We start from the raw sequence: 12160 nt of genomic DNA, 5'->3' as shown, positions 1-12160 counted from the left end.
CTCACGCGGGGTTGTCCGCGTCGAAGGGTTCGGTGCCCGCAGGCTTGCCGTCCGCTCCCTGGACGATCTTTTCGATCCGCGCCTGCGCTGCATCGAGCCGTGCCTGGCAGGCCTTGCGCAGATCTTCGCCGCGTTCGTAGAGATCGATGCTCTCGTCGAGCGGCACGTCGCCGCTTTCGAGCCGGCGGACCACGCCTTCGAGCTCGCGCAACGCCTGCTCGAAGCTCATTTCGGGGATCTGTGACTGTTCCTCTGCCATCGCGGGCAAGCATTGACGGCCCGCCTGCGCGCGGTCAAGTAAACCCAAAAGGGGGACGGGCAATATGACGTGGATTGTAGCCGTCGTGGTCGCCGCACTCGTATTCGGCGGGCTCGACGCTGTGTGGTTGAACTGGGCCGGGCCCAATTTCTATCGCCCCCGGCTTGGTGAGCTGCTGGCGGACGAGTTCCGCCTCGTCCCCGCGCTGGCCTTCTACGCCGCCTATATCGCCGCGATAGTCTGGTTCGCCGTGCGGCCGGGTCTCGCGGGCGGGGTCGGCGCCGCCGCTCTCAACGGGGCACTGCTGGGCGCGATCTGCTATGCGACCTACGACCTCACCAACCAGACGACCCTGCGCGACTGGTCCACAACAGTTACGCTGGCCGATATCGCCTGGGGAGCCTTCGCCACCGCAATCGCCGCGAGTGCGGCGACCTTCGCTGCAGAGAGGATTGGCTGAGCGATGTTCATCGGCCATTTCGCCCCCGCCTTCGCGGCCCGCGGCATCACCGACGAGGCGCCGAAGCTGGGCACATTCTTCTTCGCCGCGCAATTCATCGATTGGGTCTTCTTCACGCTGGCGATCGTCGGGATCGAGAAGGTGCGACTGGTGCCGGGGATCACCGCGATGAACCCGCTAGACCTCTATTACATGCCCTACACTCACAGCCTGCTGGCCAGCGCCCTCTGGGCCCTCGGCTTCGGCATGGTCGTGTGGATCGTCACGCGGAATCCCGTGGCCGCGACATGGGGCGCGATCGTAGTGGTGAGCCACTGGCTGCTCGACCTGCTCGTGCATCGTCCAGACCTGACCATCGCCGGTGGCGAGACCCGCTATGGTTTCGGACTGTGGAACCACCCATCGATCGAAATGCCTCTCGAGATCGGTCTCGTGCTGCTGGCCTATTGCTACTACATCCGCCGCACGAAGGGGCCGCTGGTTCCTCCGCTGATCCTGCTCGTGGCGTTGCTCCTGTTCCAGGCGATCGACTGGTTCGGCGCCAAGCCGGAACAGGCGGGCGTGGGCATGTATCTGCTGGCCCTGCTCGGCTACGCCATCCTCACCGCTCTGGCCTTCTGGGTGCAGACGACGCGGTGGCATAAAAACAAGGTGGGACTGGCGGTAGCGAGCGTGCGGCGCTAAGCGCGCGCGCATGGCAACAGTCGAATCCGCGATCACCCCCGAAGTCGTCGAACAGCACGGCCTCAGCCCCGAAGAGTACGACCGCGTCCTGCACGCGCTGGGTCGCGAGCCCAATCTGGTCGAGTTGGGCATCTTTTCGGTCATGTGGTCCGAGCACTGCAGCTACAAGAGCTCGCGCTTGCACCTGAAGAAGCTTCCGACCGAGGCGCCCTGGGTGATTTGCGGCCCGGGCGAGAATGCCGGCGTGATCGACATCGGTGACGGCCAGGCCGCCATCTTCAAGATGGAGAGCCACAACCATCCGAGCTATATCGAGCCCTACCAGGGCGCGGCGACCGGCGTGGGCGGGATCCTGCGCGACGTCTTCACCATGGGTGCGCGCCCGGTGGCGAACGCCAACGCGCTGCGCTTTGGGCGACCCGACCACCCCAAGATGAAGCACCTCGTCCAGGGCGTGGTCGCGGGAATCGGCGGCTACGGCAATTGCGTCGGCGTGCCGACCGTCGCGGGCGAGACCAATTTCCACCCCGCCTATGACGGCAATATCCTGGTCAACGCTATGACCGTCGGCGTCGCCGATGCCGACAAGATCTTCTATTCGGCCGCCACCGGCGTCGGCAATCCGATCGTCTATGTCGGCTCGAAGACGGGCCGCGACGGCATCCACGGCGCAACCATGGCCTCTGCCGACTTCGAGGAAGACGCCGATGCCAAGCGCCCCACCGTGCAGGTCGGCGATCCCTTCACCGAGAAGCTGCTGATCGAGGCCTGCCTCGAGCTCATGGCGACCGACGCGATCGTCGCGATCCAGGACATGGGCGCTGCGGGCCTGACCTCCTCCAGTGTCGAAATGGCGACCAACGGCAAGGCGGGCATCCGGCTCGACATGAACAAGGTGCCGTGCCGTGAAGAGGGCATGACTCCCTACGAGATGATGCTGAGCGAAAGCCAGGAGCGCATGCTCATGGTGCTGAAGCCCGGCAAGGAAGCGATGGCGCAGGCCATCTTCGAGAAGTGGGAGCTCGATTTCGCGGTGATCGGCGAAGTCACCGACACGCGTCACATGGTGCTCGAATTCGACGGCGAGGTTGTCTGCGACATCCCGCTCGGCCCGCTTGCCGCCGACGCGCCCGAATACGACCGCCCCTACCTCTCGAAGGCAGACTACACCGCCTGGGCGGGCATCAAGCCGATGACCGAGCGCCCCGACACCGACGATGTCGGCGGCGACCTGATGAAGCTGCTCGCCTCGCCCAATCTGTCCTCGCGCAATTGGATTGCGGAGCAGTACGACAGCCAGGTGGGCGCGGACACGCTGCAGACTGGCGGCGATGCGGGCGTGGTCCGCGTCCACGGCACGAAGAAGGCGCTGGCGATCAGCACCGACTGCACGCCGCGCTATGTCCATGCCGATCCCTATGAAGGCGGCAAGCAGGCGATCGCCGAAGCCTATCGCAATCTCTGCGCGGTCGGCGCGCGGCCGCTGGCGGTGACCAACTGCCTCAATTTCGGCAATCCGCAGCGGCCCGAAATCATGAGCCAGTTCGTCCATGCGCTCGAGGGCATGGGCCGTGCGTGCAAGGTGCTCGATTTCCCGATCGTGAGCGGCAACGTCAGCCTTTACAACGAGAGCAAGGCGACCGGCGGCGGCAGTGCCATCCTGCCCACACCGGCCATCGGCGGCGTGGGCCTGATCGACGACTACGATCACATGATGACCATGCCGTTCAAGGCCGAAGGCGAAGCGATCTATCTCATCCACGCCGAAGAATGGGCAACGGCGGATCCCGAGCGCTCGCACCTCGGCAAGTCGTTGTGGCTTTCGGAAATCCATGGCCGCGACGAGGGCCGCACTCCGCCGACCGATCTCACGGTCGAAAAGAACGCGGGCAAGATCGTACTGCAGCTCATTGCCGACGGTCTCGTCAGCGCGGTCCATGACGTCTCCGACGGCGGTCTGGCCATGGCACTCGCCGAAATGGCAATGGCTGGCGGTATCGGCGCCGAAGTCGAGTGGAACGAGGAATACTCGAAGGCCGCATGGTGGTTCGGCGAAGATCAGGGGCGCTACGTGGTGACCGTTCCCGACACGCAGGCGCTCAACGAGGCGCTTGCCAAGGGTACCGAGAACGACGAGACGGCCTCGATCGGTTTCCGCCGGATCGGCAAGACCGGAGGCGACACGCTGTTCGGCAACACGGTAGAAGCGATGCGCGCCGCGCACCGCAGCTTCTTCGCCGAGTGGATGGAGGCCTGAACAGTGGCGGCGGGATATTCCGCCACTCCGTTGGCCAAGAAGCTCAGCCTGCGCGACGGTCAGCGCGTGTGGTTCGATGCCATGCCCGAAAGCGTGCAGGACGAGATCGGCGAATATGCGCTCGAACTGATCTTCGTCGCCGGCCCTGAAGAGCGGCCCGATGCTGCGCATATCTTCGTGACCGAGCGAAGCGCGATGGAAGCGAAACTCGCGGCTTTGCGCGAAACGATGGCACGCGACGGGCATGTGTGGGTCAGCTGGCCCAAGAAGGCGTCGAAGGTCCCGACCGATATCACCGAGGACACGATCCGCGAGGTCTGCCTCCCGCTCGGCCTCGTCGATACCAAGGTCTGCGCGGTGGACGACGTCTGGTCGGGCTTGAAGCTGGTCATCCGCAAGGAATTGCGCTGATCCGAATTCGTCTTTCCGCCCCCGCGATTGGCACCTAGGATCGGCCCGGGTCGCTCATCGGCGGGGGAGATGTCGACATGACCAATCGGATATGGCTGAAGCTTTGCGCGGGCGCGGCGTTAGCAGTCGGCGCCACGAGCGCGGCCATCGCGCAAATGTACGAGAACATCACGCTTGTGAACTCGACCGGCTACACGATTTCCGAAATCTACATTTCGCCCGCATCCTCGCGCAGCTGGGAAGAGGATGTGCTCGACTGGGACGTGCTCGAGGACGGGCAGGAATTCGAGGTGGATTTCAGGCGCTCCGAGAACACCTGCGATTGGGACCTCAAGGTCGTCTATGACGATGGCGAGGAGGCCATCTGGGACGGGCTCGACCTGTGCGAGGATTGGCACTTCGAACTGTTCTACAATGCGCGCACCGGAGATACCCACCTGACCGCGTCGCATTGAAGGCCCGCATGCGTTAGGGACGGTCTCATGCGCGACCACGAGACCGTCCCCTATTCGCTCCCCAGCATCCCGGAAGCCATGAGCATTGCCCTGGCTCAGGAGATGCGAGACCGGCTGAAGGAGCGCCGTACCTGCCGATATTTCTCCGACAAGCGGGTGCCGCGCGAAGTGATCGAGGCGGCAATCGAGGCTGCGGGCACCGCACCCAATGGCGCCAACCACCAGCCCTGGCATTTCGCGGTCGTTGCCTCACCCGAGAAGAAGCGCGCGATCCGCGAGGCGGCCGAGGAGGAAGAACGCAGTTTCTACGCTGGCAAGGCGAGCGCGGAATGGCTCGAAGCGCTCGCCCCGCTCGGCACCGACGAGGACAAGTCCTTCCTCGAGACCGCGCCCTGGCTGATCGTGGTCTTCGCCCAGCGCAAGGGCGGGATCGCCGAGGATGGCAAGACGCAGAATTACTATGTCACCGAGAGCGTCGGAATCGCCTGCGGGCTCCTGATCGCGACGCTCCACGAGGCGGGCCTGGCAACGCTGACCCACACGCCCTCGCCGATGGGCTTCCTGCGCGAAATCTGCGGAAGACCCGATCACGAAAAGCCGCTGATGGTCGTCGTAGTCGGGCACCCAGCAGATGATGCGACGGTGCCGGCCCATGCGCTGAACAAGAAGCCGCTGGAGCAGATCGCCAGCTGGCTCTGACCTCAGGCGGCCGCAGCCATCTCCGTGTCGGCGCGTGGCGCGAGCAGGTCGTAGGGGTCGATCCCCTCCTCGCGCCAGACGCGGTGGCATTCGCGATACCAGTGCGGCTCGGGAATGTTCAGCTCGGCGCGGGCCTGCTGCAGGTCCTTGGCGAGGAGCTCGCGGACCGACAGGCCGACCAGCGGCGGGCAAGCCTTGCCGGTGCGATGTGCCTGGCGCACCGCCTTCATCACCGGCGCCTCGCTCCTGACCAGCTTCTTGAGATGGAGCGAACCGGCATAGCCGAGCAGCAGGTGGCCCTGGCTCGGCGACTGTCCGTGGGTGAACAGCAGCACGCATTGCTCGCCCAGCGCATCGCGGCCGTAGCCGGTCAGCACATGCATCAGGTCGTGGGTATCGCGCTGGCGGAACCCGAACCACTGGATGAGATCGTCGTAGGTCGGTCGGCCGGCCTTGGCGAACTCCTCGACCAAGCCCGCGGCGGACAGCCCTTCGCGTTCCATGAAATCGCAATAGGCATGCCCCACCGAGCCTTCGGGCAGGCGGCGCAGTGCCGTGTGATCGTCGAGGATCGTCGGGAGGAAAGGCTCGCTCGCGCGCAGCGCCTCGCCGTGCTGGCTCAGAGTCAGCGCGCGCACGCGGGGAATGAATTTGCCCGAGGGAAGGGCGTCGTAGATCTTGAAGACCTCGGCGGTGTTTTCCTTGTCCTTGAGCAGCTCGCGGAAGTGCTTGAGCGCGGTCAGCGGGCGGTAGCGCGCCTTGGGGCGCCGCGGATGGCGCAGCGGGGTCCCGTCGCGGGCGGTGTCGGAACCGGAGAGGGCGGGTGCGCTGCTAGCCATGCTTTTGCTCATAGACGTCAGTCTTTAACAGAAACCGACATCGCGCAATTGGAAATGCGCGCCAAGCCGTCAGCCGGGGAAGTCCTCGACCCATTCGCTTTGCGGGATGCCGAACAGCTTGAGCACGGCGGTCAGGTCACGGCCCGCGATGCGCCCGGCGGCCGCCGCGCGCGCCTTGGGCTTGGCGCGATAGGCGATGCCGTAATCGGCCGCCTCCATCATCGGGATGTCGTTGGCCCCGTCGCCGGTCGCCAGCACCCGCGCGCCCTCGCCCAGGCTGTCGCGCTCCTCGACCAGCGTGGCGAGCTTGGTCGAAGCGTCGCTGACCGGTCCTGCGAGCCCACCGGTCAGCTTGCCGCCGGCGACGGCGAGGCGATTGCCCACCACGCGCTCGAAGCCCAGCGATTCGGCAACCGGGTCGGCGAAATGATGGAAACCGCCGGTCACGAGCACGGTGCGGCAGCCCTTGCTGCGCAACGTCGCGACAAGCGTCCGTGCGCCGTCGACGGGGCGGATTCGCTCGCTCAGGCAGCGGTCGATCGCCTCCTCCTCGAGCCCTTCGAGCAACCCGACGCGCTCCTTGAGCGCGCTTTCGAAGTCGAGCTCGCCGAGCATCGCGCGTTCGGTGATCGCTGCGACCTGCTCCTTGATTCCCGCGAAATCGGCGAGCTCGTCGATGCATTCCTGCCCTATCATGGTTGAATCCATGTCCGAGACGAAGAGTCGGGGCACCTCGATCGCGTGATCCGCGATCAGCAGGTCGCAGTCGCCGAAATTTTCGTCGAGGATGGCGGAGAGGCCCGCCCGGTCGCCGTGCGGGAGCGAGAGCTGGAGCACGTCGCTGCAGAAATCGAGCATCCCCGCCATGGCCACGGGCATGTCCGCTTGCGATGCAGCGGCCATGGCGGCTTCGAGGCGTGTTTCCACCGCGTCCATGTCTGCTATCAGCCGGGCAATGAGCACCAGGAAATCTCCCGAAAATAAGCCGGTCGCGCTCATTGCAGGGCCGACCGCGAGCGGCAAGAGCGATCTCGCTGTGCGCCTTGCGAAGAGGCTTGCCGGTGATGGTCGGCTTGGCGTGGTGATCAACGCCGACAGCCAGCAGGTGTACCGCGACCTGCGCGTGCTCTCCGCGCGGCCGAGTGAAGAAGAGATGCGCGGGGTCGAGCACCGGCTGTTCGGCACATGGGACGGAGTCGAAGCATGCTCCGCCGCCGACTGGGCCGACGCGGCCAAGCGCGCCATCGCCGAGGTCCACGCTCGCGATGGCGTGCCGATCCTGTGCGGCGGGACGGGACTTTACATGCGTACGCTGCTCGACGGGATATCCCCCATCCCAGCGATCGATCCCGAGATACGCCAGGCGGTGCGCGCTCTTTCCGCCGAAGAACTGCGCGAATGCCTGCTGGAAGAAGATTTCGAGGCTGCCGGCCGGCTCGGCCCGCGCGACGTTCAGCGCATGGCGCGCGCGCTCGAGGTGGTCCGCTCGACCGGCAAGCCCATGGTCCACTGGCAGGACCGGCAGACGGGTGGAATTGCTTCCAAGATCGCGCTCCACCCGCTGGTTCTGCTGCCCGAGCGCGAATGGCTCTACGCACGCTGTGACCTGCGTTTCGAGATCATGCTCGACAAAGGCGCGCTGGAGGAGGTCGAGGCTCTGATCGCGCGCGATCTCGACCCCACACTTCCGGTCATGCGTGCGATCGGCGTACCCGAGGTCGCGGCCCTGCTTCGCGGCGAGATGTCGCGCGACGAGACCATCGCCGCGGGCCAGACCGCGACCCGGCAATATGCCAAGCGGCAATATACCTGGTTCCGCAACCAGCCCCCCGATGACTGGCCACGCGTTGATAACAAATCTATCGGTGAGTGCGATTATTTTGTTTCTTTATTTCACCACAACGCTTGACCGCGTAATTCACAATGCCTATTTCCGAACCAGTCGGCCCGGCGCTCCAGACCCCAGCGCCGGGCCGATTTGTGTCTTTCAGAGCCCCGAACGGGTCGGAGGTTGGTGTGAGTACCGAGCGCAGCGGCGCTGCAATCCTGATCGAATGCCTCAAGCGGCAGGATGTCGAATTCGTCTTCGGATATCCCGGCGGCGCAGTGCTGCCGATCTATGACGAGCTCTTTGCCGACAAAGAAATCCGCCACATCCTCGTGCGCCACGAAGCCGGTGCGGCGCATGCCGCCGAAGGCTATGCCCGATCGACCGGCAAGCCCGGCGTGGTGCTCGTCACCAGCGGCCCCGGCGCGACCAATGCGGTCACCGGCATCGCCGACGCCTATATGGATTCGATCCCGCTGGTGGTGATTACCGGGCAGGTGCCGACCGCGCTGATCGGCACCGACGCCTTCCAGGAAGCCGATACGGTCGGTCTGACGCGTCACTGTACCAAGCACAATTACCTCGTGAAGGACCCCGAGCGCCTCGGCGCAACGATCGAGGAGGCTTTTCGCATAGCCACCACCGGTCGCCCCGGCCCGGTGGTTGTCGACATCCCCAAGGATGTGCAGATCGCGCTCGCGAGCTGGGACGCGCAGGACGACAGGCCCCTCCCCTCGCATCGCTACCAGCCGCGTATGGTCGGCGCGGCCGACGAGATCGCCGAGACCGTGGCCATGCTCGCCGCAGCCGAGCGCCCAGTGTTCTATACCGGCGGCGGGGTGATCAATGCCGGGCCCCGCGCTTCCGAGCTGTTGCGCAGACTGCAGCACGCCACCGGCGCCCCGGTCACCAGCACGCTGATGGGCCTCGGCGCTTTCCCGGCCGACCATCCCGACTGGCTCGGCATGCTCGGCATGCACGGCACCTACGAAGCCAATATGGCGATGAACCGCGCCGACCTCATCATCGCAGTGGGTGCGCGGTTCGACGACCGGGTTACCGGACGGCTCGATGCCTTCGCGCCCGAAGCAAAGAAGGTCCACATCGACATCGACCGGGCGAGCATCAACAAGATCGTCCCCGTCGATCTCGGCATCGTCGGCGACTGCGCGCATGTGCTCGACCAGCTGCTCGAATGCTGGGGCGGTCGCAAGCCACAGGACCTCTCCGAATGGAAGGCGCGTATCCTCGGCTGGAAGGCACGCGATTGCCTCGCCTATCCCGACCGCGGAAGCGACTTGATCATGCCACAGAAGAGCATCGAACGTCTCTTCGCGCTGACGCAGGACCGCGATCCCATCATCACCACCGAAGTCGGCCAGCACCAGATGTGGGCGGCGCAATATTTCGGCTTCTCTGCGCCCAACCGGTGGCTCACCAGCGGCGGCCTCGGCACCATGGGTTACGGCCTTCCCGCGGCGATCGGCGCGCAGCTCGGTAATCCCGGTCGGCTGGTGATCGACATCGCAGGCGAAGCCAGCATCCAGATGAACATCCAGGAACTGGGGACGGCGAGCCAGTACCGCCTGCCGGTCAAGGTCTTCATCCTCAACAACGAATATATGGGCATGGTTCGCCAGTGGCAGGAGCTGACCTATGAAAGCCGTTATTCAAACAGTTACAGCGATTCCTTGCCGGACTTCGTGAAGCTTGCCGAAGCCTATGGCTGGAAGGGCATCCGGATCGAAGACGAAAGCCAGCTCGATGCCGGGATCGAAGCCATGCTCGCGCATGACGGACCGGTGATGGTCGATTGCCAGGTGGCGAAGGAAGCGAACTGTTTCCCGATGATCCCCAGCGGAGCGGCGCATACCGACATGCTGCTCTACGGCGACCTGGTCGAGGGGACGATGGACGACGAAGCGAAGGCACTGGTGTGATGGGCATGCATAGCGCGATCCCGACCGAATTTTCCGAGCGCGCGGAACGGCGCCGCTGGTTCAGTCGCAGCGATGCCGAACAGGTGCTCGACTGGCTCGAGGAAGATGGCCATCGTTTCATCGGCATGGAAGTCGCCGAGAAGCAGGACGACGAGGTCTGGACGCTGCTACCCGACCGGCTCGACCTGAGCCGCCAGACCGACAATTTCGAGGCGGTTCGGCGCGGGCGCGATTTCCTGCGCGACTACGATGGCGACGGGCGCATGTTCGAGCCGGTGTGGCAGGAGCGGACTCCGTGAAGATCGCCCAGCAGGCCAGCGAACGGCACGTCCTCAATGTCATCGTCGACAACGAACCGGGCATCCTCGCCAAGATCACCGGCATGTTCACCGCGCGCGGCTACAATATCGACAGCCTGACCGTGGCCGACATTTCGGAAGACCATGCGATCAGCCGGATCACCATTGTCACCAAGGGCCCCGAACCGGTGATCGACCAGATCCGCGCGCAGCTCGAACGCCTCGTGCCGGTGCACAAGGTCATCGACCTGACCGAGGAGGGCGCGCATGTCGAACGCGAGCTGGCGCTGGTGAAGGTTGCTGGCAAGGGGGACAACCGCGTCGAGTCGCTGCGCATCGCCGAACTGTTCCGCGCGAATGTGGTCGACACCACCACGCAGAGTTTCGTCTTCGAACTGACCGGCGCGCCGGAAAAGATCGACAGTTTCATCGCCCTGATGCGCGAGCTCGGCCTCGTCGAGGTCGGCCGCTCGGGGATCGTCGGCATGATGCGCGGGACCGCGTCCGACTGACTTTGAGATTTTCGTCGCTCCTGCGAAGGCAGGAGCCTAACCAACATATCGCCAATGTGCGACCTTATCTGGGCCCCTGCCTTCGCGGGGGCGACGCGAGGGAAGACAATGCAAGTTTACTACGATGCCGATTGCGACACCGGGCTGATCAAGGACAAGAAGGTCGCCATTGTCGGCTATGGCAGTCAGGGCCATGCTCACGCTCAGAACCTGCGCGACAGCGGCGTCGGCGAGATCGCCATCGCACTTCGCCCAGGCTCGGCCAGCGCCAAGAAGGCGGAAAGCGCGGGCTTTACCGTGAAGACCGTCTCCGAGGCGGCCGAATGGGCCGACGTGCTCATGATCCTCGCGCCCGACGAACACCAGGCCGCGATCTACGCCAACGAGGTCGCCGGCAAGATGCGTCCTGGCACCGCGCTCGCCTTCGCGCATGGCCTCAACATCCACTTCGGCCTGATCGACCCGCCCGCCGATGTCGACGTGATCATGATCGCACCCAAGGGCCCCGGCCACACGGTGCGCGGCGAATACATCAAGGGCGGCGGCGTCCCCTGCCTCATCGCCGTCCACCAGGAAAGCGAACAGTCGGGCGGACAGGGCTATGCCAAGCAGCTCGCCCTGTCCTACGCGAGCGCGGTCGGTGGCGGGCGTTCGGGCATCATCGAAACCGACTTCAAGGAAGAGTGCGAAACCGACCTCTTCGGTGAGCAGGCCGTGCTGTGCGGCGGCATCACCCACCTGATCCAGGCCGGTTTCGAGACACTGGTCGAGGCCGGATACGCGCCCGAAATGGCCTATTTCGAATGCCTCCATGAGACCAAGCTGATCGTCGACCTGCTCTATGAAGGCGGCATCGCCAACATGCGCTATTCGATCTCGAACACTGCCGAGTACGGCGACATCAAGACCGGGCCGCGGATCATCACCGAGGAGACCAAGGCCGAGATGAAACGCGTGCTCAAGGACATCCAGTCGGGCCGCTTCGTGAAGGACTTCGTGCTCGACAACCAGGCGGGCCAGCCCGAACTCAAGGCCAGCCGCAAGGCCGCCGCCGCGCATCCGATCGAAAGGACGGGCGCGCAGCTCCGCGCGATGATGCCCTGGATCGGTGCCAACAAGCTGGTCGACAAGGATCGGAACTGATAGCTCGAAGGGCATGGCCGGACACCGCATCTACGCCATGCCCTTCGCGGGCGTGCATCGCGCCTACATCGCCAAGGCGGAGCGGAAGGGCCGCACGCGCGAGGAGGTGGACGAGATCATCCGCTGGCTCACCGGCTACTCTCAGGACGACCTCGACCGCCATGTCGATCAGGACACCACTTTCACCGAGTTCTTCGGCGATGCGCCGTTGAACCCCGACCGCAAGCTCATCACAGGCAAGGTCTGCGGCGTCCAGGTCGAGACAGTGGAAGAGCCGCTGATGCGCGAGATCCGCTATCTCGACAAGCTGATCGACGAGCTGGCCAAGGGCAGGCCGATGGCCAAGATCCTGCGCAAGCCGTGAGATTTGCCTG

15 protein-coding genes are annotated in these 12160 nt (G+C 64.9%); 12 read left to right on the top strand and 3 right to left on the bottom strand.

Annotation, left to right across the window (positions count from 1 at the left end):
* Window position 1: 1 nt before the first annotated feature.
* On the bottom strand, window positions 2-259 hold the full coding sequence (locus K3181_RS14315) for an exodeoxyribonuclease VII small subunit (protein ID WP_221603809.1): 258 nt from the start codon (window positions 257-259) through the stop codon (window positions 2-4).
* 64 nt (window positions 260-323) lie between these two features.
* Between K3181_RS14315 and K3181_RS14310 the strand changes: the two genes are divergently transcribed.
* From K3181_RS14310 to K3181_RS14285, 6 genes are all read left to right on the top strand, one after another.
* A complete protein-coding gene (locus K3181_RS14310) occupies window positions 324-719 on the top strand; it encodes a DUF2177 family protein (RefSeq protein ID WP_221603808.1) in 396 nt (131 codons plus the stop codon).
* Window positions 720-722: 3 nt separating this feature from the next.
* Window positions 723-1403 carry a metal-dependent hydrolase gene (locus tag K3181_RS14305; protein ID WP_221603807.1) on the top strand — a complete coding sequence of 227 codons (681 nt, stop codon included), beginning with the start codon at window positions 723-725 and terminating at the stop codon, window positions 1401-1403.
* A gap of 10 nt (window positions 1404-1413) precedes the next feature.
* Window positions 1414-3660 (top strand): phosphoribosylformylglycinamidine synthase subunit PurL, encoded by a 2247-nt coding sequence (purL, locus tag K3181_RS14300; protein WP_221603806.1) that lies wholly within the window; start codon window positions 1414-1416, stop codon window positions 3658-3660.
* A gap of 3 nt (window positions 3661-3663) precedes the next feature.
* Entirely contained in the window at window positions 3664-4071 is a 408-nt protein-coding gene (locus K3181_RS14295; protein ID WP_221603805.1) for a DUF3052 domain-containing protein, read from the top strand.
* A gap of 77 nt (window positions 4072-4148) precedes the next feature.
* Entirely contained in the window at window positions 4149-4526 is a 378-nt protein-coding gene (locus tag K3181_RS14290; protein WP_221603804.1) for an argininosuccinate lyase, read from the top strand.
* Window positions 4527-4553: 27 nt separating this feature from the next.
* Window positions 4554-5225, top strand: a complete 672-nt coding sequence (locus K3181_RS14285; protein ID WP_221603803.1) for a nitroreductase family protein — start codon at window positions 4554-4556, stop codon at window positions 5223-5225.
* Window positions 5226-5227: 2 nt separating this feature from the next.
* Here the strand turns inward: K3181_RS14285 and K3181_RS14280 are convergent, their stop codons facing one another.
* The gene (locus K3181_RS14280; RefSeq protein WP_221603802.1) at window positions 5228-6064 is read right to left on the bottom strand and encodes a Coq4 family protein; all 837 of its coding nucleotides are present in this window, start codon (window positions 6062-6064) and stop codon (window positions 5228-5230) included.
* Window positions 6065-6133: 69 nt separating this feature from the next.
* Window positions 6134-7027, bottom strand: a complete 894-nt coding sequence (gene serB, locus K3181_RS14275) for a phosphoserine phosphatase SerB (protein WP_345725515.1) — start codon at window positions 7025-7027, stop codon at window positions 6134-6136.
* Here serB and miaA point away from each other — a divergent pair.
* The 6 genes from miaA to K3181_RS14245 all read left to right on the top strand — a co-directional run bounded on the left by miaA (window position 7020) and on the right by K3181_RS14245 (window position 12150).
* Window positions 7020-7973: a tRNA (adenosine(37)-N6)-dimethylallyltransferase MiaA gene (gene miaA / locus K3181_RS14270; protein ID WP_221603801.1), complete on the top strand. Its 954-nt coding sequence runs from the start codon at window positions 7020-7022 to the stop codon at window positions 7971-7973. The two genes, serB and miaA, sit on opposite strands and share 8 nt — an antisense overlap.
* 107 nt (window positions 7974-8080) lie before the next feature.
* A complete protein-coding gene (gene ilvB, locus K3181_RS14265; RefSeq protein ID WP_221603800.1) occupies window positions 8081-9832 on the top strand; it encodes a biosynthetic-type acetolactate synthase large subunit in 1752 nt (583 codons plus the stop codon).
* Window positions 9832-10131: a hypothetical protein gene (locus tag K3181_RS14260; protein ID WP_221603799.1), complete on the top strand. Its 300-nt coding sequence runs from the start codon at window positions 9832-9834 to the stop codon at window positions 10129-10131. Before ilvB ends, K3181_RS14260 begins: the two co-directional genes overlap by 1 nt.
* Complete coding sequence (gene ilvN, locus K3181_RS14255) at window positions 10128-10643, top strand: acetolactate synthase small subunit (RefSeq protein ID WP_221603798.1); 516 nt, start codon at window positions 10128-10130, stop codon at window positions 10641-10643. Before K3181_RS14260 ends, ilvN begins: the two co-directional genes overlap by 4 nt.
* A 108-nt stretch (window positions 10644-10751) precedes the next feature.
* Complete coding sequence (gene ilvC / locus K3181_RS14250) at window positions 10752-11786, top strand: ketol-acid reductoisomerase (RefSeq protein ID WP_221603797.1); 1035 nt, start codon at window positions 10752-10754, stop codon at window positions 11784-11786.
* Window positions 11787-11799: 13 nt separating this feature from the next.
* Window positions 11800-12150 (top strand): DUF2200 domain-containing protein, encoded by a 351-nt coding sequence (locus tag K3181_RS14245; protein ID WP_221603796.1) that lies wholly within the window; start codon window positions 11800-11802, stop codon window positions 12148-12150.
* Window positions 12151-12160 lie beyond the last annotated feature (10 nt).

This window comes from Qipengyuania mesophila (assembly GCF_019711655.1).
Lineage (GTDB): Bacteria > Pseudomonadota > Alphaproteobacteria > Sphingomonadales > Sphingomonadaceae > Qipengyuania > Qipengyuania mesophila.
Note: the sequence above shows the minus strand (reverse complement) of the source record. Positions and strands in the feature narration are given on the sequence as shown.